This window comes from Mycolicibacterium litorale, from assembly GCF_010731695.1.
In the GTDB taxonomy this organism is placed as follows: Bacteria; Actinomycetota; Actinomycetes; order Mycobacteriales; family Mycobacteriaceae; genus Mycobacterium; species Mycobacterium litorale.
Genome location: NZ_AP022586.1, coordinates 4,708,148 through 4,734,383 on the forward strand (window position 1 = coordinate 4,708,148; position 26,236 = coordinate 4,734,383).

Below are 26,236 nucleotides of genomic sequence, written 5' to 3' on the forward strand. Positions count from 1 at the left end.
GGTTCGAGAGTAAGGGTCAGGTGGGAATGGCGCCCAGGATTCAAGGGCTGTACAACCCCGCGTACGAGCACGACTCGTGTGGCGTGGCGATGGTGGCGGACATGCACGGCCGTCGCAGCCGCGACATCGTCGACAAGGCCATCACGGCCCTGCTCAACCTGGAGCACCGCGGTGCCCAGGGCGCCGAACCGAACACCGGCGACGGTGCGGGCATCCTGCTGCAGGTCCCCGACGACTTCTTCCGCGCCGTGGTCGACTTCGACCTGCCCGAGGCGGGCAGCTACGCCACCGGCATCGCGTTCCTGCCGCAGTCGTCGAAGGACGCCGCGACCGCCTGCGAGCAGGTCGAGAAGATCGCCGAGGCCGAGGGGCTCACGGTGCTCGGCTGGCGCGACGTGCCGACCGACGATTCGTCGCTCGGCGCACTGGCGCGCGACGCGATGCCGACGTTCCGGCAGGTCTTCCTCGGCCTGGGCGAGCGGAGCGACGGGAAGATGCTGGGCGCGTCGGACATGGAGCTCGAACGCCGTGCCTACGTGGTCCGCAAGCGCGCCGAACACGAGTTGGGCACTAAGGGGCCCGGCCAGGACGGCCCGGGCCGCGAGACGGTCTACTTCCCGAGCCTGAGCGGGCAGACCTTCGTCTACAAGGGCATGCTGACCACCCCGCAGCTGCGGGCTTTCTATTTGGATCTGCAGGACGAGCGGATGACCAGCGCGCTGGGCATCGTGCACTCCCGCTTCTCCACGAACACGTTCCCGTCGTGGCCGCTGGCGCATCCGTTCCGGCGCGTCGCGCACAACGGCGAGATCAACACCGTCACCGGCAACGAGAACTGGATGCGCGCCCGCGAGGCGCTGATCCGCACCGACGTGTTCGGCACCCGCGCCGACCTCGACAAGATCGTGCCCGTCTGTACGCCCGGCGCGTCGGACACCGCGCGGTTCGACGAGGTGCTCGAACTGCTGCATCTCGGCGGCCGCAGCCTGCCCCACGCCGTGCTGATGATGATCCCCGAGGCCTGGGAGCGCCACGAGTCGATGGACCCGGCGCGGCGCGACTTCTACCGCTACCACGCCTCGCTGATGGAACCGTGGGACGGCCCGGCTGCGGTGTGCTTCACCGACGGCACCGTGATCGGCGCCGTGCTCGACCGCAACGGTCTGCGCCCGTCGCGGATCTGGGTCACCGACGACGGTCTGGTCGTGATGGCGTCCGAGGCCGGCGTGCTCGACCTCGACCCGTCGACCGTCGTGCAGAAGATGCGCCTGCAGCCGGGCCGGATGTTCCTCGTCGACACCGCTCAGGGCCGCATCGTCTCCGACGAGGAGATCAAGACCGAACTGGCCGCGGAGCACCCCTACGGCGACTGGCTCGAGGCTGGGCTGTTCCAGCTCGAGGAGCTGCCGCCGGGCGATTACGTCCGCATGCCGCACCACCGGGTGGTGCTGCGCCAGCAGGCTTTCGGCTACACCTACGAGGAGCTCAACCTGCTCGTCGCGCCGATGGCGCGCACCGGCGCCGAGCCGATCGGCTCGATGGGCACCGACACACCGGTCGCCGTGCTCTCGCAGCGGCCGCGGATGCTGTTCGACTACTTCCAGCAGCTGTTCGCCCAGGTGACGAACCCGCCGCTGGACGCGATCCGCGAAGAGGTGGTGACCAGCCTGCAGGGCGTCATCGGCCCCGAGGGCGATCTGCTCAACCCGACGGCCGAATCCTGCCGCCAGATCGTGCTGCCGCAGCCGATCCTGCGCAACGCCGAACTGTCGAAGCTGATCTGCGTCGACCCCGACCACGAGATCCGCGGCCACAAGCACGGCATGCGCGCCGCGGTGATCCGCTGCCTGTACCCGGTCAACCGCGGTGGCCAGGGCCTCAAGGAGGCGCTGAACAACGTCCGCGCCAAGGTCTCGGCGGCCATCCGCGAAGGCGCGCGCATCATCGTGCTGTCCGACCGCGAATCCGACGAGCAGATGGCGCCGATCCCGTCGCTGCTGAGCGTGTCCGCCGTGCACCACCACCTCGTGCGCGAACGCACCCGCACCCAGGTCGGGCTGGTCGTCGAGGCCGGCGACGCCCGCGAGGTGCACCACATGGCCGCACTGTGCGGCTTCGGTGCCGCCGCCATCAACCCGTACATGGCGTTCGAGTCGATCGAGGACATGGTCGACCGCGGGGTCATCACCGGAATCAGCAGCGACCAGGCCAAGGCCAACTACGTCAAGGCGGCGGGCAAGGGCGTGCTGAAGGTGATGTCCAAGATGGGCATCTCGACGCTGGCGTCCTACACCGGCGCCCAGCTGTTCCAGGCCATCGGCATCAACCAGCAGGTGCTCGACGAGTACTTCACCGGGCTGAGCTGCCCGACCGGCGGTATCGACCTCGACGACATCGCCGCCGAGGTCGCCGCCCGCCACGCGCTGGCCTACCTCGACCGGCCCGACGAGCGGGCGCACCGCGAACTCGAGGTCGGTGGCGAATACCAGTGGCGCCGTGAGGGTGAGTACCACCTGTTCAACCCCGACACGGTGTTCAAGCTGCAGCACTCCACCCGCACCGGGCAGTACTCGATCTTCAAGGAGTACACCAAGCTCATCGACGACCAGTCCGAGCGGATGGCGTCGCTGCGCGGGCTGCTGACCTTCAAAGACGGTGTGCGCCAGCCCATCCCGATCGACGAGGTGGAGCCGGCCAGTGAGATCGTCAAGCGGTTCTCCACCGGTGCGATGAGCTACGGCTCGATCTCGGCCGAGGCGCACGAAACGCTGGCCATCGCGATGAACCGGCTCGGCGGCCGGTCGAACTCCGGTGAGGGCGGCGAGAACGTCAGCCGGTTCGACCGCGACGAGAACGGCGACTGGCGGCGCAGCGCGATCAAGCAGGTGGCGTCCGGCCGCTTCGGGGTGACCAGCCACTACCTGTCGAACTGCACGGACATCCAGATCAAGATGGCCCAGGGTGCGAAACCCGGTGAGGGCGGCCAACTCCCGGGCCACAAGGTGTACCCGTGGGTGGCCGAGGTGCGGCACTCCACGCCGGGCGTCGGGTTGATCTCGCCGCCGCCGCACCACGACATCTACTCGATCGAGGATCTCGCGCAGCTGATCCACGACCTGAAGAACGCCAACCCGCAGGCCCGCGTGCACGTCAAGCTGGTCAGCGAAAACGGAGTGGGAACGGTGGCCGCGGGCGTGTCGAAGGCACACGCCGACGTGGTGCTGATCTCCGGGCACGACGGCGGCACCGGCGCCACCCCGCTGACGTCGATGAAGCACGCGGGTGCGCCGTGGGAGCTGGGCCTGGCCGAGACGCAGCAAACGTTGCTGCTCAACGGTCTTCGCGACCGCATCGTGGTGCAGGTCGACGGTCAGCTCAAGACCGGCCGTGACGTGGTGATCGCCGCGCTGCTCGGCGCCGAGGAGTTCGGCTTCGCGACCGCGCCGCTGGTGGTGTCCGGCTGCATCATGATGCGCGTCTGCCACCTCGACACCTGCCCGGTCGGTGTGGCCACCCAGAACCCGGTGCTGCGCGAGCGGTTCAACGGCAAGCCGGAATTCGTCGAGAACTTCTTCATGTTCATCGCCGAGGAAGTCCGCGAGACCATGGCGCAGCTGGGGTTCCGCACGGTCAACGAGATGGTCGGCCAGGTCGGTGTGCTCGACACGACGAAGGCGGCCGAGCACTGGAAGGCCCACAAGCTGGACCTGTCGCCGGTGCTGCACGAGCCCGAGTCGGCGTTCATGAACCAGGACCTGTACTGCAGTTCGCGCCAGGACCACGGCCTGGACAAGGCGCTCGACCAGCAGCTCATCGTGATGTGCCGCGAGGCGCTCGACTCCGGCACGCCGGTCAAGTTCTCGACCACCATCGCCAACGTCAACCGCACGGTCGGCACCATGCTCGGCCACGAGGTGACCAAAGCCTATGGCGGACAGGGACTCCCGGACGGCACCATCGACATCACGTTCGACGGATCGGCCGGCAACAGCTTCGGCGCGTTCGTGCCCAAGGGCATCACGCTGCGGGTCTACGGCGACGCGAACGACTATGTGGGCAAGGGACTCTCGGGCGGTCGCGTCGTGGTCCGTCCCGCCGAGAACGCCCCCGTCGACTACGTCGCCGAGGACAACATCATCGCGGGCAACGTGGTGCTCTTCGGCGCGACGAGCGGTGAGATGTTCCTGCGCGGTCAAGTCGGCGAGCGCTTCGCCGTCCGCAACTCCGGCGCCGTCGCCGTCGTCGAAGGCGTCGGTGACCACGGCTGCGAGTACATGACCGGCGGCAAGGTGGTCATCCTCGGCCCGACCGGCCGCAACTTCGCGGCGGGCATGTCCGGCGGCATGGCCTATGTCTACGATCCCGCCGGCGCGCTGGCCGAAAGCGTCAACGCCGAGATGGTGGAGCTGGACGTCCTCGACGAGGAGGACGCCACCTGGCTGCGGGGCATGCTGCAGGCCCACGTCGACGCCACCGATTCCGCGGTCGGCGCAAGGGTCCTGAACAACTGGGAAGAAGAGTTGAAGCTATTCGTCAAGGTCATGCCGCGCGACTTCAAGCGCGTGCTGGCCGCCATCGCCGAGGCGGAACGCACCGGCGCCGACAAGAACGAGGCAATCATGGCGGCCGCAAGTGGCTGATCCCCGCGGTTTTCTCAAGTACACCCATCGTGAACTCCCGCAGCGCCGGCCGGTGCCCCTGCGGCTGCGCGACTGGAAAGAGGTCTACGAGGACTTCTCCCACGAGACGCTGCAGACCCAGGCCGCCCGCTGCATGGACTGCGGGATCCCGTTCTGCCACAACGGCTGTCCGCTCGGGAACCTGATCCCCGAGTGGAACGACCTGGTCTTCAAGGACCGGTGGCGCGACGCGATCGAGCGGCTGCACGCGACCAACAACTTCCCGGAGTTCACCGGGCGGCTGTGCCCGGCGCCGTGCGAGGCCGCATGCGTGCTCGGCATCAACCAGGATCCGGTGACCATCAAGCAGGTCGAGGTCGAGATCATCGACAACGCCTTCGACGAGGGCTGGGTCGTCCCGCTGCCGCCGGACCGGCTGACCGGTAAGAAGGTCGCCGTCGTGGGCTCCGGGCCCGCCGGCCTGGCCGCCGCGCAACAGCTGACGCGCGCCGGCCACACCGTCACGGTGTTCGAGCGGGCCGACCGCATCGGCGGCCTGCTGCGCTATGGCATCCCCGAGTTCAAGATGGAGAAGCACCACATCGACCGCCGGCTGGAACAGATGGAGGCCGAAGGCACCCAGTTCCGCACCGGTGTCAACGTCGGCGTCGACATCTCCGTCGCCCAGCTGCGTTCGGAGTTCGACGCGGTGGTGTTGGCGGGCGGTGCCACCGCATGGCGCGACCTGCCGATCCCGGGCCGTGAGCTCGACGGCATCCACCAGGCGATGGAGTTCCTGCCGTGGGCCAACCGCGTGCAGCTGGGTGACCCGGTCGTCGGTGACGACGGCGAGCCCCCGATCACCGCGAAGGGCAAGCGCGTCGTCATCATCGGCGGCGGCGACACCGGCGCGGACTGCCTGGGCACCTCGCACCGGCAGGGCGCGGTCAGCGTGCACCAGTTCGAGATCATGCCGCGGCCGCCGGAGACGCGTGCCGACAGCACCCCGTGGCCGACCTATCCGCTGATGTACCGGGTCGCCTCGGCGCACGAAGAGGGCGGCGAGCGCGTCTTCTCGGTCAACACCGAGGAGTTCTGCGGCAAGGACGGCCACGTGACGTCGCTCAAGGTGCACGAGGTCGAGATGAAGGCCGGGAAGTTCGAGAAGATCGAGGGCTCCGACTTCGAACTCGAGGCCGACCTGGTGCTGCTCGCGATGGGCTTCGTCGGCCCCGAGAAGGAAGGTCTGCTGACCGACCTCAAGGTGGAGTTCACCGACCGCGGCAACGTCGCGCGCGACGGCAACTTCGCCACCTCGGTGCCCGGCGTCTTCGTGGCCGGCGACATGGGCCGCGGGCAGTCGCTGATCGTGTGGGCGATCGCCGAGGGCCGGGCCGCGGCCGCCGGCGTCGACCGATACCTGATGGGCAAGAGCGCGCTGCCGGCCCCGATCAAGCCGACGGCGGCTCCCCAGCGCTGAGTCGCGCGTCCTAGCGCGTCGTAGCGCGATTGTGCGGTTTCATACGGTCACCTCGGCGTGTCGCGTATGGCGTCGCACAATCGCGGCGGCCTGGGGAGGGCGAAAAGTCACACCAGTCGCAGCAGAAACAGGCGCCCCACACACGGCGCGCCTGTCGGCCTTTGCCGCGGCTGCGGTCTCTAATGACTTGATGTGGGTATTGCGATAAGGTGGCCCACGGTCAGCTATTGGTATATCGCAGGAGTGATCACCGTGTACATCAACCCGATAACCCGGTCCCGGGTGGGTCGAATCGCCTGGTCATTGTTCCGACACCCCGTCAAGAGCCGCGAGTTCCCCGCCAAGCAGGAGCGGCTCATCACCGCTGCAGAGCTGATGCGCTACGGCGTCTAGCTAAGCGGAACCCGGAGGAGGCGCGGACGCGCCGCGCCGCCACCCGAGATTTGCCCAATCGTGACCTATTCGTGACCAGCTATGTCGCGAGCCCGGAATCCCTGATCGCCTCCGCGAGCGGCTCCAGCACGGCCGGGTCATACGGCGGCGGCAGATAGACGATCGCGAGGTCGAGACCCTCGGCGCCCAGCGCCGCCGCCTCGTCGACCACCTTCGCGTAATCCCGGTCCTCGCCCAGCCGGACGTGGGCCGACAGCATGATCTCCTTCGGATCGCGCCCGATGTCCGCGCAGTGCGACGCCAGCACGTCGCGTTTGCGCGCGAACTCCTCCGGCGGGCCGCCGACGAAGTTCCAGTGCTGGGCCCAGCGCGCGGTGATGCGCAGAGTCCGCTTCTCGCCACTGCCGCCGATGCATATCGGCGGGTGGGGCTGCTGCGGGCCCTTCGGCTCGTTGCGGGCGTCCTTGAGCTGGTAGTACTTGCCGTCGAAGGTCGTCGTCTCCTGCGAGAGCAGCCCGGTCAGCACCTCGCAGGCCTCCTCGAAGCGGTCGAACCGCTCCTTGATGGAACCCAGCTCGATGCCGTAGGCGCCCGACTCCTCCTCGTTCCAGCCCGCGCCGATGCCCAGCTCGAGCCGGCCGTTGCTGACGATGTCGAGCGCGGAGGCCATGTTGGCGAGCACCGCGGGGTGGCGGTAGTGGATGCCGGTGACGAGGACACCGACGCGCAGCCGCGTCGTCGCCTGCGCCAGCGCGGTCAGCGTGATCCAGCCCTCCAGGCATGGGCCCGTCGAGTCGGAGAAGATCGGATAGAAGTGGTCGAACGTCCAGCCGGACTCGAAGACGTCGATTCCGTCGGCGGTCTGCCAGATCGGCAGCATCTCGGCCCAGGTGGTGTTCTGCGGTGAGGTCTTGAAAGCGAATCGCACGTCGTCCAACGGTAGTCCGGATCCCTGGCAGTCGCGCGATGAGTTCTGAGGAGGACACGAGTCGGTATGGGCATGAACGACCTCAGCCCTGCCTGTCGGCGCACCGCCGATGCCGTCATGAACGTGCCCGACGAACTGCTCGACAGGGCGACACCATGCGACGGAATGCGGTTGAGTGAACTCCTTGCGCACGTCGGCGACCTGGCAAGAGCGTTCACCGCGGCCGCACGCAAGGACTTCGGCGAGTGGACCGACACCCCGCCCCAGCCCGGGCCGCCCGAGGACGACTGGCGCAGCGCCTATCCGCGACACCTCACCGAACTCGCGGACGCGTGGCGCTCCGCCGAGGCGTGGACGGGAATGACGCGCGCCGGCGGGATCGACCTGCCGGGCGAGGTCGCCGGCCTCGTCGCCCTCACCGAGGTCGTCGTCCACGGCTGGGATGTCGCCGCGGCGAGCGGTCAGCCCTACGACTGCGATGCGACCACTGCGCAGGTCTGCCTCGCATACCTCGGCCAGTTCGATCCTGCAGGGACGGAGGGGATGTTCGGTCGAGCCGTGCCGGTCCCCGACGACGCGCCGGCGATCGACCGCATCGTGGGGCTCAGCGGCCGCGACCCTCGGTGGCGCCCGCACTGAGGGCACACTGGGAGCATGGATCCCGTCACCGCGCTCCGTCAGATCGCGTACTACAAGGACCGCGCCCGTGAGGACTCCCGGCGGGTGATGGCCTACCGCAACGCCGCCGACGTGGTCGAGCGGCTCACCGACGCCGAACGGGAACGCCACGGCACCGCCAACACCTGGCAGTCGCTGCCCGGAATCGGCCCCAAGACGGCCAAGGTGATCGCCCAGGCCTGGGCCGGGCGCGAACCCGACGTGCTCGTCGAATTGCGGGAGAACGCAACCGATCTCGGCGGCGGGGAGATCCGCGCGGCACTCAAGGGGGATCTGCACGTCCACTCCAACTGGTCCGACGGCTCGGCGCCCATCGAGGAGATGATGCTGGCCGCCCGCGACCTCGGCCACGAGTACTGCGCGCTCACCGACCACTCGCCGCGGCTGACCATCGCCAACGGACTGTCGCCGGACCGGCTGCGCAAACAGCTCGACGTGATCGACGAGCTTCGCGAAACCGTTGCGCCGCTTCGTATCCTGACCGGCATCGAGGTCGACATCCTCGAAGACGGCTCGCTGGACCAGGAGGACGAACTGCTCGAGCGTCTCGACGTGGTGGTGGCCAGTGTGCATTCGAAGCTGTCGATGGAGGCCACGGCGATGACGCGGCGCATGCTCAAGGCCGTCGCGAACCCGCACACCGACGTGCTCGGACACTGCACCGGCCGGCTGGTCACCGGCAACCGGGGGGTCCGTCCGGAGTCGAAGTTCGACGCCGAGAAGGTCTTCACCGCGTGCCGCGACCACGGCACCGCGGTGGAGATCAACTCCCGGCCCGAGCGGCGCGACCCGCCGACCAGGCTGCTCGAACTCGCCCTGCAGATCGGCTGTGTGTTCTCGATCGACACCGACTCCCACGCCCCGGGACAGCTCGACTTCCTCGGCTACGGCGCGCAGCGCGCACTCGACGCCGGGGTGCCGGTCGACCGGATCGTCAACACCTGGCCGGCCGAGCGGCTGCTGCAGTGGACCGGGGCCTGACCGCGGGCGGCGTTTAGTCCGGACGGCTTGGGGGAAGTCGCCGGGGGCTGGGTGACGACGGGTTCGTGAAGCGTGCCCGGGTCTCACCCCGTCAGCCGATCGAAGGGGACGAAATGGCGGAAGACCGCGGGGCGAAAGAGACCATCAAGAGCGTCGTCAAAGACGCCAAGGACAAAGTCAAAGAAGCCGCTGAGCGGCTGCAGCAGCACAGCCCGAGCTATATCCCGGGTGCGCCGGGCTCGCAGCCGCCGTCACTGCAGGAACCCACCACCCCGCGAGAACCGCTGCCTCCCAAGCCCGACCAGGGCGGACCCGATTTACGTACGGCCACCGGCCTTTCCGTCGGTGGTGGGCACACCGCGCGCGGCCAGCAGGGGGAATACCTCACCACCGCCCAGGGTGCCCGCCTCTACGACACCGACCACTCCCTCAAGGCCGGCGAACGCGGGCCGACGCTCCTGCAGGACCACCACCTGCGGGAGAAGATCATGCATTTCGACCACGAGCGCATCCCGGAGCGCGCGGTGCACGCCCGCGGCGCCGCGGCGCACGGCGTGTTCCGCGGTAACGGTGCCGCCGAGAAGATCTGCAAGGCGGGATTCCTGAGGTCCGGCGCGGAAACCGATGTGTTCGTTCGGTTTTCGACGGTGCTGGGTTCGCGCGGATCGGCCGACACCGTCCGCGACACCCGGGGGTTCGCCACCAAGTTCTACACCGACGAAGGCACGTTCGACCTTGTCGGCAACAACATCCCGGTGTTCTTCATCCAAGACGGCATCAAGTTCCCGGACGTCGTCCACGCCGCCAAACCGCACCCAGACCGGGAGATCCCGCAGGCCCAGAGCGCGCACGACACCTTCTGGGATTTCGTGTCGCTGCACACCGAGGCCCAGGCGCACACGATGTGGAACATGTCCGACCGTGGCATCCCGCGGTCCTACCGGATGATGGAGGGCTTCGGCGTCCACACCTTCCGGCTGACCGGTCCGGACGGGACGACATCTCTGGTGAAGTTCCACTGGAAGCCGCGCCTCGGCGTGCATTCGCTGGTCTGGGAGGAGGCCCAGATCGCCGCAGGCGTCGACCCCGACCTGCACCGCCGCGACCTGGCCGACGCGATCGAGAAGGGCGCCTACCCGGAGTGGGATCTCGGCGTGCAGGTGATGCCCGATAGCCCGGACCACATGTTCGAGGGCATCGATCTGCTCGACCCGACCAAGATCGTGCCCGAGGAACTGGCGCCGGTGCAACTGATCGGGACCATGCAGCTCAACCGCAACCCCACCAACTTCTTCGCCGAGACCGAACAGGTGGCGTTCCACCCAGGCCATCTGGTGCCGGGCATCGACGTCACCGACGATCCGCTGCTGCAGGCGCGGTTGTTCTCCTACCTCGACACCCAGCTCACCCGGCTGGGTGGACCGAACTTCGGTCAGATCCCGATCAACCGTCCGCACGCCCCGGTCAACGACATGTTCCGCGACGGCTTCCACCAGCACGGGGTGCATCCCGGCGTCGCGCCGTACCGGCCCAATTCACTCGATGGCGGCTGCCCGTTCCTCGCCGGCGCCGACACCGGCGCGTTCATCGAGGTGCCCGCCGTCGTCGCCGAATCGACGAAGGTGCGGGCCGCACCGGCGTCGTACGACGACCACTTCTCGCAGGTCGCGATGTTCTACCGCAGCCTGAGTCCGGTGGAGCAGCGCCACGTCGCCGAGGCCTACACCTTCGAGCTCGGCAAGTGTTACGAGAAGGCGATCAAGGAGCGCCAACTGGCCGCGCTGGCCAACATCGACGCCGACCTGTGCGCGACGGTGGCCGCCGGCCTGGGTCTGGAGCCACCCGCACCCACCGCCGCGCCGGTCGAGCCGTCGGTGCTCAGCCCGGCGGTGTCCCAGATCGGTGAGCGCTGGCCGGTGGAAGGCCGGATGATCGGCGTCCTCGTCGGGCCGGACTCAGACACCGGTGACGTCGCGGCGGTGGTCGAGGCGCTGGGAGCGGCCAAGTTGGTGCCCCTGGTGATCGCGCCGCACGGCGGCACCCTCGACCACGACGGCGGCAGAGTGCCGATCTCGCGAACCTACGCGACCGCGCGGTCGATCGAGTTCGACGGACTCGTCCTCGCCGGATCACCCGCCACCGTGCAGGCCAAGATCCTCGTCGACGAGGCGTTCCGGCACTACAAAGCGCTGGCCGTGCTCCCGCACGGAGCGGATCTGCTCGCCTCGTCCGGAGTGGGCGCCGATTCCGAAGGCGTGCTCAGCGCGTCGGATCCGGCGGGACTGGTGGCGTCGCTGATCGAAGGCCTCGGTGAGCACCGGGTCTGGAGCCGCGTCGTCCCCGCCTGACGGTCAGTCCGGCAGCATCGGCATCTCCAACCCGGGATCACGGCCGAGCAGCACGCCGCGCGTGACGGCCAGATTGCCGTAGCGAGTGCGCACCTCGTCGACGGCGGCGTCGAGCGCTCCGGCGTCAGGCGGCAGGCGCGCGCCGTCACCGAACGGCAGCTCGAGCTGCTGGGCGCCGTCGCGGTCGATGTTGGACACCGCGAACCCGATCAGGGTGAGCCCGCGCTCGGCGATGACCGGCGCCGCCGCGGCGACCAGTTCGCGCGCCGCGGCGAGGATCGCCTCGGTCGACGCGGTGGCCCGCGGCATGGTGTGACTTCGGGTGACGCGGCTGAAATCGTCGAACCGCAACCGCAGGACGACGGTGCGGCCGGTGCGGCCCGCTTTGCGCATCCGCCGGGTGATGCGGTCGACGAGGTTGACCACCACGGCGTCCACCTCGGCGGCCGACATCGAATTGCCGCGCCGGCCGAGTGCCCGCTGCGCGCCGACCGAGCGGCGCCGGACCCCCGTCACCACCCGGCGGCGATCGATGTTGCGCGACAACGCATACAGCTGATGTCCCGTCGCGCCGCCGACCATCGACGCCAGCGTCGACTCCCCGAGCTCGGCGACGTCGGCGACGGTCTCGATGCCGTGCGCACGCAGCTTCTCGGCCGTCTTCGCGCCCACGCCCCACAGCCGGCGCACCGGCAACGGGTGCAGGAACGCCAGCTCGCGGTCGGGCGGCACCAGCAGCAGTCCGTCCGGTTTGCCCTCCTGGCTGGCAACCTTGGCCAGGAACTTCGTCCGCGCGATCCCCACGGTGATCGGCAGCCCGACCTCCTCGCGGACGCGGGCGCGCAGCCGTGCGCCGATCTCCACCGGCGTGCCCGACACCCGGCCCAGCCCGGACACGTCGAGGAACGCCTCGTCGACCGACAGTGGCTCGACCAGGGGAGTGGTGTCACGGAAGACCTCGAACACATCGGCGCTGGCCCGGGAGTAGGCGGCCATCCGCGGTGGGACCACGATGGCCTGCGGGCACAGCCGGCGGGCCTGATGGCCGCCCATCGCGGTGCGCACGCCGAACGCCTTCGCCTCGTAGGAGGCCGCCAGCACCACCCCGGCGCCCACGATCACCGGCTTGCCCCGCAGCGAGGGATCGTCGCGCTGCTCTACCGAGGCGTAGAACGAGTCGAGATCAGCGTGCAGGATGCTCGCCTGATCACGACCGCGCGTTGAAGCCGACACGAACATATGTTCGCATGACGGGCCGACGCGTCAGCGGCATTCTCCGTACACCGCGCACGTCCACACGTGCACCAGCGAGTCGAGTACCCGCTCGGCGGGGATGCCCGGGTTCTCGGCGGCGAACGCCGCGAGCAGCGTGCGCTCGTTCATCAGGTTGAGCGCGGTGGCGAGGTCGTGGGCGGGCAGCGTCTCGGGAGCGGCGCCGCGGCGGCGTTCGGCCTCGATGGTCGCCGCGGTGAAGTCGATCCACTTCTGCATGAACTTCGCGAAGACGTCGCGGATTTCGGCGTTGTCCGAGCTCGACGCCGCGACGGTGACGCCGCGGTGGGCGCCGAACGTGTCGAAGAACACCGTGATGCCCGGACGCCACACGTCCTCCGAGGTGGTGGTCGAAGCGGCGGCCTCGAGCGCGGCGTCCGCCTCGCGGATCACCCGCTCCCACAGCGTCAACAGGACGGCTTCTTTGGAGCCGAAGTAGAAGTAGAAGGTCGGGCGCGAGATGCCGGCGCCCTTCGCCAGATCGTCGACCGAGATCTCGGCGAACGGACGCCGCTCGAGCAGCCGCTCGGCGGTCGCCAGGATGGCCTGTTCGCGGTCGTCACCCGACGGGCGGGCGGACCGGCGGCTGCGCAGTGCGCGGGTCTCGCTGGCGGTGGACACGACCGTTACTTTACACCGCGTCGAAATTATCGACACACCGTTGACGCACTCGACACTGTGTTGATAGCTTGACAGCATGACCGAATTTGTCGACGTAGTGATCATCGGAGCCGGGATCTCCGGCATCAGCGCCGCCTGGCACCTACAGGGGCAGTGCCCCGACAAGAACTACGCGATCCTCGAGCGTCGCGAGAACCTCGGCGGCACCTGGGACCTGTTCAAGTACCCGGGCATCCGGTCGGACTCCGACATGTACACCCTCGGCTTCCACTTCAAGCCGTGGGCCACCGACCAGAGCATCGCCGACGGCCCCTCGATCTGGAAGTACCTCAACGAGGCCGCCACCGAGAACGGCATCGACAAGCACATCCGCTACGGCCACCGGCTCGTCGCCGCCAACTGGTCTGACGACGACAACCTCTGGGAACTGACTGTCGAGCGCGACGGCGAGACCATCCAGCTCAACGCCGGCTTCCTGTGGGCCTGCAGCGGTTACTACAACTACGACGAGGGCTACTCGCCGGAGTTCCCCGGCGCCGACGACTTCGGCGGCACCATCGTGCACCCGCAGCACTGGCCCGAGGATCTCGACTACCAGGGCAAGCGCGTCGTCGTCATCGGCAGTGGGGCCACCGCGATCACGCTGATCCCCGCGCTGATCGACAGCGGCGCCGGCCACGTCACGATGCTGCAGCGCACCCCCACCTACATCGGCTCGCTGCCCGACAAGGATCCGTTCGCCGCGCGTGCCTACCGACTGCTGCCGGAGAAGCCCGCGTACACCGCGGTGCGGTGGAAGGCCATCCTGCAGGCCACGATTCAGTACCAGATGGCCCGCGTCATGCCGAACGTTTTCCGCAAGACGCTGCGCACCATGGCCGAACGGCGTCTGCCGGAGGGCTACGACTACGACAAGCACTTCAGCCCCAGCTACAAGCCGTGGGATCAGCGCGTGTGCCTCGCCCCGAACGGCGACATCTTCAAGGCGATCCGCAAGGGTAAGGCCGACGTGGTCACCGACGCGATCGAGCGCTTCACCGCCGACGGCATCCTGCTGAAGTCGGGCGAGCGCCTCGATGCCGACATCATCGTCACCGCAACGGGTCTCAACGTGCAGTTCTTCGGTGGCGCCGACGTGCTGCGCAACGGCGCCCCCGTGGACCTCGCTGACACTGTGGCGTACAAGGGCATGATGCTCTCCGGAATCCCGAACGCGGCGTTCACCTTCGGCTACACCAACGCCTCCTGGACGCTGAAGGCCGACCTCACCTCGGAGTACGTCAGCCGACTGCTCACCTACATGGACACCGAGGGCTACGACACCGTCGTGCCGCGCGACCCCGGTGCCGACGTCGAGCGGATGCCGTTCGTCGACCTGACGTCGGGCTACATCAAGCGCGCCCTCGACCGGCTCCCGAAGTCGGGTTCCAAGTCGCCGTGGCGGCTCAAGCAGAACTACCTGGTCGACCTGCGGGTCATCCGCAACGGCAAGGTCGACGACGACGCGCTGCAGTTCTCCAAGCACCGCGCGCCGGTTTCGGTCTAGTTCTCCCCGTCGACTGTGCGGTTTCATCCGCGCGCCACGGCGTTTCGCGGATGAAACCGCACAGTCGAAAGACGGGTCGGCCGGGCTACGGGGTGACGACGACGATGCCGTCGTCGTCGCTGTAGGCGACATCGCCCGGCGTGAACGTCACACCGCCGAACTCGACCGGCACATCCCGTTCTCCCGCACCGGTTTTCGTGCTCTTGCGCGGGTTGGTGCCCAGGGCCTTGATGCCGATGTCGAGGGTGCGCAGCGTCGACGCGTCACGCACCGCGCCGTTGATGATCAACCCGCTCCACCCGCTGTCGCGGCCCAGCGCGGCGATCACGTCGCCGACCAGAGCGGTGTGTACCGAGCCGTCCCCGTCGATCACCAGGACCCCACCGTCGCCTGGCTCGGCGAGCACCGACTTGAGCAGCGCGTTGTCCTGGAAACACCGCACGGTGGTGATCCGGCCCGCGAACTCGGACCGCCCGCCGAACTGGCGCAATTGCAGATCGCAGCTGCGGACGTCCGGTCCGATGTCGTCGACGAGGTCTGCGGTGGCGCGGGGTTCGATGGTCACCGGTCGATGCTAGCGACGACCACATCGTGCAGATACCGGGCCAACCCCGGCTCCCGGTCGTCGTAGTAGCGGGTGAAGCGCTCGTCGGCCAGATACATCTGCACCAGGCACCGCTGCATCTCGGCGTCGCAGTCGTAGAACCGCTCGATCGATGCGCGGTGGCGCGCCGCCAGCCGGTCGGCCTCCGGAGAACCGGGGGCCACCCCCGCCCTTTTGGCCGCCGCCAGATCCGCCAGCAGCGCGTCACCGTGGGCCTTGACGTCGATCCAGTCCTGCTTGGTCATCCGGGCCGCCCGCTGCTGGGACTGCCGCCACGCGTCGGTGTCGCCCCAGCGCTCCTCGGCCTCGGCCGCGTACTCGTCGCTGTGGACGGTGCTGCCGAAGATCTCGACCTGCTCCTGGGCCGTCAGCTGGATGCCTTCGCGGCGTGCGTTCATCAGTTCCTCCACTGCCTTGATGGTGTGCCGGATGCGGTCGGCGCGGTCGTGCAGCAGCTCGAGTTGGCGTTCGAGGTGTGCGACGACGTCGGCCCGCGGATCGTCGAGAAGCGTGCGGATCTCGTCGAGCGGCAGGCCCACCGACCGGTACACCAGCACCAGGTGCAGCCGTTCGACGTCGGCGTCGGTGTAACCGCGGTACCCCGCGGCGGTGCGCACGCTCGGCACCACCAACCCGATGTGGTCGTAGTGGTGCAGGGTGCGCACCGAGACGCCGGTGAGCCGGGCGACCGCGCCTACCGTGCTGGCTGCTGTGTCTTCCACGACGCCCACTATCGGCCCTGACGTGGCGTCAGGGTCAAGGGAAAATCAGCGGCGGCGTGCGACGAGGACCGCGAGCAGCACGAGCACGGCCGCGGCCACCGCCGCGGCGACCGGCAGCCGGGACTGATCGGGGCCGTCGACCGGCACCGGTGCCGGACCGGCCACCGGATTGCTGGCGGTCGCGACCGTCTTCTTCGCCTGCGCCGCGACCTCCTCGGCCGCGGCGGCGAGGTCACCGTTCGCGGTGACCAGGTCGGCGGGCGACGGCGGCGGTTGTTTCTGGGGCGGCGCGGTCTTCTTCGCCGGAGCCTTCTTGACGGCCTTGGCGGGCGCCTTCTTCGCCGCCGCCGCCTTCTTGGCCGGAGCTTGCTTGGCCGGAGTTTTCTTGGCGGTCGCCTTCTTCGCGGGCGTCTTCTTGGCGGGCGTCTTCTTCACCGGGGGTGCGGCATCGGCGGACGGCGCCGGCTCGGCGGGGCGGCCGGAGGTGTCGGCCTGCTCGTCGAACCCATCCTGGCGGTCGGCCATCGAGGCTGCTCCTTCGCGGTATTCGGGGTCGGCGACAGTGGTTACATCATGCCAGGCGGCGTGCGGGCTCATCCGGTGACGGCCAGCGCCGCGGCCAGCGTCAGCGCCACCGTCATCACCGCCAACTCCACCAGCGACCGCGACCGCGACAGCCCGGCGCTCGCGCGGTGACCCCGCGCCGCGGGCAGCCAGCGGCTCCGGTTGCGCCACGCCAGCGCTGTCAACGCGGCTGTCACCAGCAGCTTCGCCGTCATGAGCCGGCCGTAGCCGGTGGTGATCAGATCGCCGGGGGAGCCGACGGTGACCATCGCGCCCGCCAACCCGGCCAGCACCAGGGCGCCGACACAGCACAGCGCCAGCGTGGAGAACCTCGGGAGCACCCGCGCCCACTGCCCGCGGTGGGCCACCGTCGCCAGCAAGCCGACCAGCGCTCCGCACCACAGTCCCGCCGCCAGCGCGTGCACCGCGACCGCCACCCCGCCCAGCGGGCTCTCCGCGAGATGACCGGCCAGTGTCCTGGCGGCGAGCCCTGATGCGGCGATGCCGGCCGTGGCGAGCGTGACCGCCGTCGTGCGGGGCGCCGCGACCGCCATACCGCACACCACCGCGGCGGCCACCGCGCTGACCGCCCCGGCCCGACCCGCGGCGGTGTGGGTGATGAACTCGATGTAGGTCGCCACCCCGACGGTCCCGGCGGGCAGCGCCGCGGTCTGCGCGCTCACCACGACCAGCCGCACCAATTCGGTCAGCAGCCAGACCGCCGCGCCCACGGCCAGCGGCACCGCCGCCGACCGGGACAGCTCGCCGCGGTAGCGGCCGGTGTCGAGCAGGGGGACCACCGCGAGGCCGAGGGTGACGATCGCCGCGCAGTCCGCGGCGGCGCGGGTGGCCGTAGCGCTCAGCGAGTTCAGCGGCTGCGCGAGCGCCCACGCCGCGACCGACGTCGCCGCGATGACGCCGATGCCGCCGACCACCGCCCGCCAGGGCGGCGGATTCACGTCCGGCGTCGGGCCGCCCACCAGGCGGCTGCTCCGACCGCCGCGCAGGCGCCCACGATGAACGGCCACACCGGCAGATCGTCGCCGGGGGCGGGTGGCGGGGCCAGCGGTGCGGCCGACGGTCCGGGCGTCCCGGTGCCGCTGACGGTGAGCTCGAACGCCCACGAGCCGGTGACCACGTGTCCGTCCGCGGACGTGGCGCGGTAATTCACCGTGTAGGTGCCCGCCGGTCCGAGGGGCCGCAGCTCGACGGACACCACCGCGTCCTGGACCTGCGGCGCACCCGTCGACCAGAGGTTTCCGTCCGGACCCACGACGGTCATCGCGGCGAAGGCCGGTTGCATCGCCTCGTTGAACGTCGCGCTCACCCGCGCCGGTGCTTCGGTCAGCGTCGCCTTGTCGGCGGGATCGGTGCCGATGACGGCGGCGTGCGCGGCGGCGTGCCCCGCACCCACGAGCGAGAGGACGACGAGTGCGACCGCCGTGAACGCAGCCGCGAACCGGTGGACGAGGAATGGCATGGAACGTCTTTCGTCGAAACGGTCAGGCCACGCCGAGCCGGGCCATCAGGTCGGCGTCGATGCCGTCGAGCTGTTCGGCGATGGCGGCCTGTGCGGCCCGCCGGCGTGCGGTCGGCATGTTCTCCGCGGCGGTGACGGCCGCCGACAGGTCGCCGAGCCGCTCGGTGATCGCGGCGACGAACTGTTTGGTCTCGGCGTCCTTGGGCTTCTTCTGCGCGACCTGCCGCACGGACTGTTCGGCGCCGGCGATGCGCGCGGAGAGTTCGGCGCCGCTTCCGGAGAACTGCCCGAGCTGGCTCAGCGGCACCCCGAGGCGCTCGGCGCGCCGCTCGTCGGCGAATCCGCGGGCCGCGATCGAGGCGCGGTAGACCAGCGGCACCGCGATCGGCGCGAGCAGCCGGGCCACCGTGAGCAGGCGCCGGACGCGGCCGGGGGAGAAGAGCTTGCCTTCGCGGGCAGCCTTGAGTTGCATCTCAGCAACCTTGAGCGCACTGCGGTCACTCTCCCGCTGGGCGCGCAATTGGGCCTTGAGCGCCCGTGTCTCGGCCTTCTGTTGCGACTTGTACCGACGGGCCTCGTTCTTGGCCGACAGCCTGGCTTCCAGCTTCGCCTTCGCCTTGATCGCACGGGCCTCGGCTCGGCGGGTAGCGCGGCTTTTGCGTCGCTTGAACAAACCCATTCCCAGCTGCCCTCCGGTCCGGTGATCCACAGCCCCTGCGCGTGGCTGCATCGGTGCAGTCCAACCCTAGCGGTCGACGCCACCGCCGCGGCGGCCGCGCCTGGGGGCGGCCGCCCGATTCCATTCACTAGCAAACGCCCCGTACTAATTGTGCGAGAATCATCACAACGGTATGAAATGCCCGTTCGGGCGGGTGCGAGGGGCGGTGACAGGTGGGATCGCGGGTACGCGTCGCCGCGTCGGCCTGCCTCGTGGCCGCCGGCCTTTCACTCACGGGCCTGGGCGGAGCGATGGCACTGGCCGACTCCGATGACAGCGGCGCCACCTCGGCAGGTGCCGACGCCGGTGCCGGCCGCGACCTGACCGCACCTGAGGGTGATCGCACCAAAACCCAAGCGACGCAACAGGATCCGAATCCCGGCGACACCGGGGCGCCCAAGACCGAACGGCCGGAGGACCCGGGCACCTCGGTCCGCGGGCCCCGCTGGCCGGTGGGCTGGCGGTTGCCACGCTGGGGGTGGCCGCACGATTCCGACGAGACGAGCGCGCAGCCGTCGAGCCCACCCTCGTCGACCGACGTGACGCCCTCGACCCCGACCACCACTGCGGCGACCACCACTGAGCCGACCACCACGACACCGACCACGTCGCCGACCACCACGACGACGTCCACCACGACACCGACCACCACGACGACGTCGTCCGAGACGTCCACCTCGGAACCGCCGGGGGACACCGGCAGCGACGACGACGTGCCGGGTGGCTTCCCGCCGAAGCTCGACGAGCCGGGGCCGGTGAACCCCACCGTCGTCGACGTCGCGCCGGGCCTTCCGGTGGTGGTGCCGATGGCGCCGATCTCGGTTCCGGTGATCGTCGTCCCGCCGGTGGGCCTGCCCGCCGTGGTCGGCATCGGCGCACCGGGGTCGGCCGGATCCGGATCCCGGGGCGGCGGGGCGGCGCCCCGGGCGGGAGCGCCCGAAGCCCCGCCGCGCAGCGCACCCCCGCAGCGGCCCCCGGCCCGCGCACCCGAGGCACCCGTGCGCGGCGGCGACCCCGCGGCCGTGCCCGCGAACTTCCGTGTCGGATACGGCGAGTACCTGCGGACCGCGGGCGTCGCGCAGATCGCCGCGGTGGCCGTCCCCGGCACCGCGGGAATCCTGATGCTGACCGGACTCGGCGGCCTCGTCGGATACCGGCAGGCCAAGGCCGGCCGGGCCGTCCGCACCGAGAGCATCGCCCGGTTCATGAACTAGCCACCGTCGGCCGCTTCGGGAACGGCCGGCCACATCGAGAGTCGGAGAGGGGGAGACATGCCAACGAGCCGCACCGTCACGCGGGCGGTCAGCGCCGTACTCGACCTGGCACCGCGGCGCGGGGAAGTGTCGCTGCCCCGCCTGGTGCAGGCGGTCAGCGCCGACCGCGGACGGCCCATCGAGGTCAAGACCGCCGACCTGCCGCCCGGCGTGTGCGGGCAGTGGCGCCAGTACGCCGACCGCGACGAGTTCCTGATCCAGCAGGGGCTGCCCGCATGGGATCGCACGCTGGCGCACGAACTCGGCCACCTGGTGCTCGGACACGAGGGCATCCCGGTCGTCGAAGCCGCCCGCCAGACCACCGAGGTCGCCAGCTCCGAGCTGATCGGCTACATGCTCAACCAGCGCACCGGCTGTATGGGACCCAGCGGCGAGGACGCCGAACAGGAGGCCGAAGACTTCGCCGCTCTGCTGATCTACCGGCTCGGCCGGCTGCCCTGCGACCGCTCCTCGATCGTGCAGATCCGCCTCGGAGAGGCGTTTGGTTGATCGTCTGGGGCATCGCCGGACTGCTCGGGTTGGCGACCGGACTGCGCATCGGCTGGGCTCTGGTCAACAAACAGTCGCTGGTCAGCACCGCGATGATCCTGGCGCTCGGCAACCTGGCGGCCGTCGCGGCGCTGAACTGGCAGCCGCTGACCCTGCTGATCGACACGATGTTCTCCTGGCCGAACATCGCGATGGCGTTCAGCCAGATCGCGCTGATCATGTGCGCCGCAGGCAGCTGCGTGATGATCACGACCGTCGCGTCGGCGCGCACTCCGTCGGGCGCCCGCAGCGTCGCACTGGCCCAGTACGCGCTCGCCGCCGTCATCGCGGCGCTGAGCCTGGCGCTGTTCTTCGCCCAGGGCGCCCAGCCGCAGATGTCGCCCGAGGAGTACCTGCGTCGCAACCTCGGCTCCGGCGGAGCGTCGTGGGTGCTGCCGCTGATCTACGTGCTGCTGGCCATGTCGTTGGTCATGTGGGCGGGACTGCGCCACTCCAGCCGCAGCCGCCGCGGCCGGGCCCTGTTCGTGTTCACCGTCGGCATCACGCTCATCGTGGCGGTGGCCGTGCTGTTCCTTCTGCGGGCAACAGGGCTCGTCGAATCGGTGGGCGTGGGGACCGGAGCCACCCTGCTCGGCTGCGCCATGGTCGCGGTGGCCGTCGGGGCGCTGCTGCCCAGCATCGAGGACTGGTTCGGGGCGCGGCGCGAGCTGCGCGTCATCGAGCCGCTGCTGGCCGAACTCGGCCGGCGCCACGCCGACGTGGGCATCGGGGTGCGCCCGCACGGCCCGCTGGTCTTCCGGGTGGCCGAGCGGATGTCGCTGATCTCCGACGCGCTGTTCCTCGAGGCGTCGAGCGAACGCCGAACGGTGGACGCGCCGTCGGGACGCGCGGGCGACGCCGACCAGCGTCCCGAGGAGCTCACCGCGCCCGCGGTGACGCCCACCGAGCAGGCGCGGGCCATCGCGGCGTGGATCCACGCGGGGCGGGGTGACTCACCCGGCCACGGTCACGTACGGTTTCCTGGATTCGCCTGGTTGCGCCAGCCCGAGGTCTACTCGGACCGGGAATGGATACTTGCGATCGCCCGGGAGTACCGAGCGCTGGATCGCGAACGTCCCAGCGCACAACGCTGAGGCAAACACCACCGGCTTCGCCGCCCGCCGCCGCAGCGGACGGTCTCAGTCGTCCAGGTGTTCTTTGCGGCGCAGTTCGTCGACCTTGGCGACGATGTCCTGCTGCGCCTCCGGGGACAGCCCGACCGTGCGGGCCGCGATCCGGCGCACGCCCTCGTCCCGCATGTTCGCCAGCCACGTCAGCTCTTTGTCGAGCTTCTCGTAGTACTCGTCGTCGGTGAAGTAGGCGGGCTTGATCCGGAAGAAGTTGGCCAGGGCCGCCATGGTCGCCTGTGAGGGGTTGGTGCGGTTGCCCGAACGCAGCTGTGACAGGTACGGCGCCGACATCGTGATGCCCTCGGACTTGAGCGCACCGATCACCTCGGCGGATGTGTGCGGTCCACGGCCGGGCGGATAAACCGTGTCGAATAGGCGGTTCAGCCGTGCGGCGAACGTCTTGCTCATCGAATTGACCTCCACATGCGTGACGAGCGGGCTAAAGGGGCGGCGTATTTGCTGACCATCGTAGCGAGAGTTATGCCATCATCCAAGTGCAAACCGCCCAAATGTTCGTGTCGGTGCTTCCGTCAGGGGACGGAAACGCACGGAACTGCGGATTCGCGGGCTTCGACCGGAGACACGCCTCGCCGGAAGCAAATAATAACGTTTCCGTAGCATACCCTGTGCTGAGCACCCTCTCAGGTGCCTCCCAGCAATCGTTGTCTGCGCCGACGCGCAGATCGGCGGCCGGGACGTCACGGATTCGCGCGTTTGCCGCCTGTGCGCCGGCCGCGACGTGGCCGCTGCGCAGGCCCGCTGAACCGGGCGTCACCCGCCCATCAGGAGCGGGTCGAGGGTAGCCGGTCGCAGCTCAGACCGGTTCGGACGACGATTCCCGCGGCGTCGCCTGCGCGGCGCCGGCACGCCTGGCGCGGACACCGCGGACCACGGCGGCCGTCAACGCGAGAGCCGCCACCCCGCCCGTCGCGATCAGCGCCACGACCCGCCAGCCGAGCGCGGCGTCGAACAGCATCCAGAGGCCGAACAGCAGGAACAGCACGCTTGCCATCGCGTGCAGGAAGCCCTCGGGCAGCCGCTTGTGCAGGATTGCCCCGACGAGGATGGCAACGCCGTCGGCGAGCACCATGCCCACCGTGGCGCCGATCCAGACGCCGATGGCATCGCGGTCGCTGGCCAGGGCGACGGTCGCGAGCATGGTCTTGTCACCGAGTTCGGCGAGCACGAACGAGGAGATGATCGCCGGCACCACGAAGCGCGGTTCGGCCACGCGGACCTCGTCGTCGCCGGCGTTGCGGCCCTCCCGCCAGGTCCATGCCGCGAACAGCAGGAAGGCGATGGCCGCCGCGAACGCGATCGGCTTCTCGGGCAGCGTCACGCCGAGGAAGTGGCCGATCGCCACCGACAGGCCGTGGACGAGCATGGCGGCGATGCCGACCCCGGAGAGCACCACCCACCAGCGGTGGCGCAGCGCGTACGTCATCGTGATGAGCTGGGACTTGTCGCCGAGTTCGGCGACGAACACCACGGCGAGGCTGACCAGGATGGCGCCGAGCATCGGAAAACACCTTTCGACACGTCGCCGGAACGTGCGAAGACGCGCCGGCGTCGGAGTCGAAGGTCTCGCCCACCGAGGGTGCGGTTCGCCGGCCGGGCCCGCGGGCCAGTATGTCGACACGACGATTCGGGGCTACTCCCCTTCGCTGACGTCTACGACCATAGCGACGGGTCTCCCGGTGCGCCAGCGCCACAGACGAATTCGGGCAGCCGTATTCTCCGTTTGGGGCAGCGGTGTTCGCCGGGTTCCGTGCCCCGCTACGCGGCGAGCAGCATGGCCAGTACCGCGGTGTCGGGATGGCTGATGGGGTCGACGCCCACCCGGCTCACCATCGAGGTGACGGTGCCGTCGGATTCGGCCTCCACCCAGGCGGCGCGGTGCTCGAGGCCCAGATGCGGAAGGCCGGGCAGGAGGACACATCCCGATGCGGCGCCGCTGCACTCGGGCAGCGACGGGGTGGTCTCCGACGGCGGATGCAGCATGAGCAGTGCCGGCGGTTGGCGGTCGGCGAAGTAACCGGGCGGCACCGCGGCATCCCCGACGACGGTGCCCTCTGCGAGCACCAGCCCGACGGTGCCGGGTTCGGGTTCGTCCGGTAGCTCCTCGCGCACACCGAAAATCGTTGTGGTGGACAGTAACCCGGGCAGCGACGCGACGCGGACCGTGACCATCAGCAGCTGCGCCCACTCCTTGGTGGAGTCGGGCCAGCGCCCCGACACGACGAAGCCCTTGAGTGAACCGCCGGAATGAAAGGGCGCGATTTCGATCGCCCGACCGGACCCCGTCTCCATATCGCCTCCGAGACATCGGTGTTCGCCGTGAATCGACACGCCTGCGGGTCGTCTCGCATCAGGATGCGGCAGGGGTGCGCTGGCACGCAAGACGACACGAGTGCTAACGAGCGGTGAACTCTGGGCGTGAAAAAGCGGGGCGCCGCGCGAATTTCGCGCGGCGCCCCTCATGCGAGTCTGGCGATGTGCCGACGGTCAGCCCAGGATGATGCCGCTGGCCGAGCTGGTGGCCGTGGCGAAGCGGTTCTGGACGTCCTCCCAGTTGACGACGTTCCAGAACGCCTTGACGTAGTCGGCCTTCACGTTCTTGTACTGCAGGTAGTACGCGTGCTCCCACATGTCGACCTGCAGCAGCGGGATGATGCCCAGCGGGACGTTGCCCTGCTGGTCGAACAGCTGGAAGGTCAGCAGCTTCTGGCCCAGCGTGTCGTATCCGAGCACTGCCCAGCCGGAGCCCTGCAGGCCGTTGGCCGCGGCGGTGAACTGCGCGCGGAATCCGTCGAAGGAGCCGAACGCATCGTCGATCGCGGCGGCGAGCTCGCCGGTCGGCTTGTCGCCGCCGTTGGGGGAGAGGTTCTTCCACCAGATGGTGTGGTTGACGTGGCCACCGAGGTGGAAGGCGAGGTTCTTCTCGTTGAGGAAGATCGCGGAGTGGTCTCCGCTCTCGCGGGCTTCGGCCAGCTTGGCCAGCGCGTCGTTGGCGCCCTTCACGTACGTGGCGTGGTGTTTGCTGTGGTGGAGCTCGTTGATCTGCCCCGAGATGTGCGGTTCGAGTGCGCCGTAGTCGTAATCAAGATCGGGCAAGGTGTATTCAGCCATAAGGTTCCTTCCTCATCAGCGATCGATGGAGCTCGACATGCTCGACATCGTTGTCAACCTTGCTCCATCGCAGCGCGCACCGCAAGGATGCACGTTCCGCCCGCATCAATACCCGCCCGGCGGGCGATCAGAACAGGACGATCAGCGCGAGGATGCCCAGCAGGACCAGCGCGATGACGCCCGCCCGCAGGCACGCGATCAGCTGGCTGCGGGTGTAGACGCTCGCCGACGTGTGCCATTCCGAGGGCGGCATAGCCGAACCGTGTCCCATCGGAGGAGACGCCATCAGAAGCTCCTGACCTGCACGATCAATACAAACCCCCAGTGAGATCCATCACACGGCAACCGTGTGACGCCGATCATAACCGGTCGGGAACGCCGGGGGAAATCGGGTCGGCGCAGGACGCCACGATCCAGTGTCCGTCGATGTCAGAGGCGGTATCGGGACGCGGGCCCGGTCCGGCAGCGGGTTCGGATCACCGCGAGCGCAACCGCCCTCCGCGGGCGGGAACCGCGGCGGACAGCGAAGTCACGAGGTTGCCTCGGCGTGTCGACCGGGTACCCCGGGGTCTGGGTTGGCACACTGACTGCCCGGCCGCCGGACAGCTCTCGCGGCAGGGGTGAGTTCGGCCTGCCTTAGTGGTGCTAACCATTTCGCTCGACGGTTTCGTTACCGGCGTGTGACCTTTGGGCAGACTCTCGGTTTATCCACAGTTTCACTCGGCAAGCGCCCGCTTCGACTTGCGCGTTTCCGCTCACACACCAACCCGGGGCTGTGGATGAACCTGTGGAAATTGTGGATAACTCCGCGATTGCTGTCTTCCCGGGACGAGCGCGAGTCGGCGTCGGCGTGACAGCATGGAGCCCATGGACGACGTCGAGGTGATACAGGCCGACGTGACCGAACTCCCCGCTGCCTTCGACGAGTCGACTTTGCTGCTCGATGTGCGCGAAGACGACGAGTGGCAGTGCGGACACGCAGCGGACGCGATGCACATCCCCATGGGCGACGTGCCGTCGCGCCTCGGTGAGGTCGACCCCGAGGCCACGGTCTACGTGATGTGCCATGCCGGCGGCCGCTCGCAGCGCGTCGCGCAGTATCTGGCGCGCAACGGGTACCGGGCGATCAACGTCAGCGGAGGGATGCTGGCCTGGTCCGCGGCCGGACGACCGGTCGTCACCGACGACGGTGGCCCCGGAAGCGTGTGATCACCGCCGCTA

Annotated in this window: 24 protein-coding genes; 10 read left to right on the forward strand and 14 right to left on the reverse strand. The window is 69.3% G+C overall.

Annotated elements, in window-relative coordinates:
- Positions 1 to 26: 26 nt before the first annotated feature.
- Positions 27 to 4,640, forward strand: a complete 4,614-nt coding sequence (gene gltB / locus G6N30_RS22495) for a glutamate synthase large subunit (protein WP_134057314.1) — start codon at positions 27 to 29, stop codon at positions 4,638 to 4,640.
- Positions 4,633 to 6,099: a glutamate synthase subunit beta gene (locus tag G6N30_RS22500; RefSeq protein WP_134057312.1), complete on the forward strand. Its 1,467-nt coding sequence runs from the start codon at positions 4,633 to 4,635 to the stop codon at positions 6,097 to 6,099. The genes gltB and G6N30_RS22500 overlap by 8 nt, the downstream gene beginning before the upstream one ends.
- 472 nt (positions 6,100 to 6,571) lie before the next feature.
- On the opposite strand, the gene G6N30_RS22505 is transcribed toward G6N30_RS22500, so the two are convergent.
- Positions 6,572 to 7,420, reverse strand: coding sequence for an LLM class F420-dependent oxidoreductase (locus G6N30_RS22505; protein ID WP_134057310.1), 849 nt, complete (start codon positions 7,418 to 7,420; stop codon positions 6,572 to 6,574).
- Positions 7,421 to 7,492: 72 nt separating this feature from the next.
- On the opposite strand from G6N30_RS22505, the gene G6N30_RS22510 reads away from it, so the two are divergent.
- The 3 genes from G6N30_RS22510 to G6N30_RS22520 all read left to right on the forward strand — a co-directional run bounded on the left by G6N30_RS22510 (position 7,493) and on the right by G6N30_RS22520 (position 11,427).
- Entirely contained in the window at positions 7,493 to 8,059 is a 567-nt protein-coding gene (locus tag G6N30_RS22510) for a TIGR03086 family metal-binding protein (protein ID WP_134057587.1), read from the forward strand.
- Between the two features lie 15 nt (positions 8,060 to 8,074).
- Positions 8,075 to 9,079, forward strand: a complete 1,005-nt coding sequence (locus G6N30_RS22515; protein ID WP_134057308.1) for a PHP domain-containing protein — start codon at positions 8,075 to 8,077, stop codon at positions 9,077 to 9,079.
- A 113-nt stretch (positions 9,080 to 9,192) separates the two neighbouring features.
- Positions 9,193 to 11,427: a catalase gene (locus G6N30_RS22520; RefSeq protein ID WP_134057306.1), complete on the forward strand. Its 2,235-nt coding sequence runs from the start codon at positions 9,193 to 9,195 to the stop codon at positions 11,425 to 11,427.
- 3 nt (positions 11,428 to 11,430) lie between these two features.
- Here G6N30_RS22520 and dinB read toward each other — a convergent pair whose 3' ends face one another.
- Positions 11,431 to 12,666, reverse strand: a complete 1,236-nt coding sequence (gene dinB / locus G6N30_RS22525; RefSeq protein WP_134057304.1) for a DNA polymerase IV — start codon at positions 12,664 to 12,666, stop codon at positions 11,431 to 11,433.
- 24 nt (positions 12,667 to 12,690) lie between these two features.
- A complete protein-coding gene (locus G6N30_RS22530; RefSeq protein ID WP_134057303.1) occupies positions 12,691 to 13,320 on the reverse strand; it encodes a TetR/AcrR family transcriptional regulator in 630 nt (209 codons plus the stop codon).
- Between the two features lie 76 nt (positions 13,321 to 13,396).
- Here G6N30_RS22530 and G6N30_RS22535 point away from each other — a divergent pair, with 76 nt between their 5' ends.
- Positions 13,397 to 14,866, forward strand: coding sequence for a flavin-containing monooxygenase (locus G6N30_RS22535; RefSeq protein WP_134057301.1), 1,470 nt, complete (start codon positions 13,397 to 13,399; stop codon positions 14,864 to 14,866).
- A gap of 85 nt (positions 14,867 to 14,951) precedes the next feature.
- Here the strand turns inward: G6N30_RS22535 and rraA are convergent, their stop codons facing one another.
- The 6 genes from rraA to G6N30_RS22565 form a co-directional block, all read right to left on the reverse strand.
- Complete coding sequence (rraA, locus tag G6N30_RS22540) at positions 14,952 to 15,431, reverse strand: ribonuclease E activity regulator RraA (RefSeq protein ID WP_134057299.1); 480 nt, start codon at positions 15,429 to 15,431, stop codon at positions 14,952 to 14,954.
- Positions 15,428 to 16,192 (reverse strand): MerR family transcriptional regulator, encoded by a 765-nt coding sequence (locus G6N30_RS22545; protein WP_134057297.1) that lies wholly within the window; start codon positions 16,190 to 16,192, stop codon positions 15,428 to 15,430. The genes rraA and G6N30_RS22545 overlap by 4 nt, the downstream gene beginning before the upstream one ends.
- A gap of 45 nt (positions 16,193 to 16,237) precedes the next feature.
- Positions 16,238 to 16,717 (reverse strand): hypothetical protein, encoded by a 480-nt coding sequence (locus tag G6N30_RS22550; RefSeq protein ID WP_134057295.1) that lies wholly within the window; start codon positions 16,715 to 16,717, stop codon positions 16,238 to 16,240.
- A 68-nt stretch (positions 16,718 to 16,785) separates the two neighbouring features.
- The gene (locus G6N30_RS22555) at positions 16,786 to 17,736 is read right to left on the reverse strand and encodes a CopD family protein (protein ID WP_179965516.1); all 951 of its coding nucleotides are present in this window, start codon (positions 17,734 to 17,736) and stop codon (positions 16,786 to 16,788) included.
- Positions 17,712 to 18,236, reverse strand: a complete 525-nt coding sequence (locus G6N30_RS22560) for a copper resistance CopC family protein (RefSeq protein ID WP_134057293.1) — start codon at positions 18,234 to 18,236, stop codon at positions 17,712 to 17,714. Before G6N30_RS22560 ends, G6N30_RS22555 begins: the two co-directional genes overlap by 25 nt.
- Before the next feature lie 22 nt (positions 18,237 to 18,258).
- Entirely contained in the window at positions 18,259 to 18,915 is a 657-nt protein-coding gene (locus tag G6N30_RS22565; RefSeq protein ID WP_134057291.1) for a DUF6474 family protein, read from the reverse strand.
- A gap of 290 nt (positions 18,916 to 19,205) precedes the next feature.
- Here G6N30_RS22565 and G6N30_RS22570 point away from each other — a divergent pair, with 290 nt between their 5' ends.
- Genes G6N30_RS22570 through G6N30_RS22580 form a run of 3 tightly spaced genes read left to right on the forward strand, consistent with a single transcriptional unit; the run spans position 19,206 to position 21,850 of the window.
- Complete coding sequence (locus G6N30_RS22570) at positions 19,206 to 20,168, forward strand: hypothetical protein (RefSeq protein ID WP_234880237.1); 963 nt, start codon at positions 19,206 to 19,208, stop codon at positions 20,166 to 20,168.
- 57 nt (positions 20,169 to 20,225) lie between these two features.
- Entirely contained in the window at positions 20,226 to 20,717 is a 492-nt protein-coding gene (locus tag G6N30_RS22575; RefSeq protein ID WP_134057287.1) for an ImmA/IrrE family metallo-endopeptidase, read from the forward strand.
- A complete protein-coding gene (locus G6N30_RS22580; RefSeq protein WP_134057286.1) occupies positions 20,714 to 21,850 on the forward strand; it encodes a hypothetical protein in 1,137 nt (378 codons plus the stop codon). Before G6N30_RS22575 ends, G6N30_RS22580 begins: the two co-directional genes overlap by 4 nt.
- A 45-nt stretch (positions 21,851 to 21,895) precedes the next feature.
- Here G6N30_RS22580 and G6N30_RS22585 read toward each other — a convergent pair whose 3' ends face one another.
- The 5 genes from G6N30_RS22585 to G6N30_RS27375 all read right to left on the reverse strand — a co-directional run bounded on the left by G6N30_RS22585 (position 21,896) and on the right by G6N30_RS27375 (position 25,268).
- Positions 21,896 to 22,294: a secretion protein EspR gene (locus tag G6N30_RS22585; protein ID WP_059090497.1), complete on the reverse strand. Its 399-nt coding sequence runs from the start codon at positions 22,292 to 22,294 to the stop codon at positions 21,896 to 21,898.
- 406 nt (positions 22,295 to 22,700) lie between these two features.
- Positions 22,701 to 23,405, reverse strand: coding sequence for a TMEM165/GDT1 family protein (locus G6N30_RS22590; protein ID WP_134057284.1), 705 nt, complete (start codon positions 23,403 to 23,405; stop codon positions 22,701 to 22,703).
- A gap of 257 nt (positions 23,406 to 23,662) precedes the next feature.
- Positions 23,663 to 24,196, reverse strand: coding sequence for a peptidase (locus tag G6N30_RS22595; RefSeq protein WP_134057282.1), 534 nt, complete (start codon positions 24,194 to 24,196; stop codon positions 23,663 to 23,665).
- A gap of 195 nt (positions 24,197 to 24,391) precedes the next feature.
- Positions 24,392 to 25,015: a superoxide dismutase gene (locus tag G6N30_RS22600; protein WP_134057280.1), complete on the reverse strand. Its 624-nt coding sequence runs from the start codon at positions 25,013 to 25,015 to the stop codon at positions 24,392 to 24,394.
- A gap of 127 nt (positions 25,016 to 25,142) precedes the next feature.
- Complete coding sequence (locus tag G6N30_RS27375; RefSeq protein WP_264007089.1) at positions 25,143 to 25,268, reverse strand: hypothetical protein; 126 nt, start codon at positions 25,266 to 25,268, stop codon at positions 25,143 to 25,145.
- 605 nt (positions 25,269 to 25,873) lie between these two features.
- On the opposite strand from G6N30_RS27375, the gene G6N30_RS22605 reads away from it, so the two are divergent.
- Positions 25,874 to 26,224: a rhodanese-like domain-containing protein gene (locus G6N30_RS22605; protein ID WP_134057278.1), complete on the forward strand. Its 351-nt coding sequence runs from the start codon at positions 25,874 to 25,876 to the stop codon at positions 26,222 to 26,224.
- Positions 26,225 to 26,236 lie beyond the last annotated feature (12 nt).

Bases quoted from the DNA above. Each gene is read 5' to 3' on its own strand.
- gltB (WP_134057314.1), top strand. From the start codon at position 27: ATGGCGCCCAGGATTCAAGGGCTGTACAACCCCGCGTACGAGCACGAC.
- G6N30_RS22510 (WP_134057587.1), top strand. From the start codon at position 7,493: ATGAACGACCTCAGCCCTGCCTGTCGGCGCACCGCCGATGCCGTCATG.
- G6N30_RS22515 (WP_134057308.1), top strand. From the start codon at position 8,075: ATGGATCCCGTCACCGCGCTCCGTCAGATCGCGTACTACAAGGACCGC.
- G6N30_RS22520 (WP_134057306.1), top strand. From the start codon at position 9,193: ATGGCGGAAGACCGCGGGGCGAAAGAGACCATCAAGAGCGTCGTCAAA.
- dinB (WP_134057304.1), bottom strand. From the start codon at position 12,666: ATGTTCGTGTCGGCTTCAACGCGCGGTCGTGATCAGGCGAGCATCCTG.
- G6N30_RS22535 (WP_134057301.1), top strand. From the start codon at position 13,397: ATGACCGAATTTGTCGACGTAGTGATCATCGGAGCCGGGATCTCCGGC.
- G6N30_RS22550 (WP_134057295.1), bottom strand. From the start codon at position 16,717: ATGGCCGACCGCCAGGATGGGTTCGACGAGCAGGCCGACACCTCCGGC.
- G6N30_RS22560 (WP_134057293.1), bottom strand. From the start codon at position 18,236: ATGCCATTCCTCGTCCACCGGTTCGCGGCTGCGTTCACGGCGGTCGCA.
- G6N30_RS22565 (WP_134057291.1), bottom strand. From the start codon at position 18,915: ATGGGTTTGTTCAAGCGACGCAAAAGCCGCGCTACCCGCCGAGCCGAG.
- G6N30_RS22570 (WP_234880237.1), top strand. From the start codon at position 19,206: ATGGCACTGGCCGACTCCGATGACAGCGGCGCCACCTCGGCAGGTGCC.
- G6N30_RS22575 (WP_134057287.1), top strand. From the start codon at position 20,226: ATGCCAACGAGCCGCACCGTCACGCGGGCGGTCAGCGCCGTACTCGAC.
- G6N30_RS22585 (WP_059090497.1), bottom strand. From the start codon at position 22,294: ATGAGCAAGACGTTCGCCGCACGGCTGAACCGCCTATTCGACACGGTT.
- G6N30_RS22590 (WP_134057284.1), bottom strand. From the start codon at position 23,405: ATGCTCGGCGCCATCCTGGTCAGCCTCGCCGTGGTGTTCGTCGCCGAA.
- G6N30_RS22595 (WP_134057282.1), bottom strand. From the start codon at position 24,196: ATGGAGACGGGGTCCGGTCGGGCGATCGAAATCGCGCCCTTTCATTCC.
- G6N30_RS22600 (WP_134057280.1), bottom strand. From the start codon at position 25,015: ATGGCTGAATACACCTTGCCCGATCTTGATTACGACTACGGCGCACTC.
- G6N30_RS27375 (WP_264007089.1), bottom strand. From the start codon at position 25,268: ATGCCGCCCTCGGAATGGCACACGTCGGCGAGCGTCTACACCCGCAGC.
- G6N30_RS22605 (WP_134057278.1), top strand. From the start codon at position 25,874: ATGGAGCCCATGGACGACGTCGAGGTGATACAGGCCGACGTGACCGAA.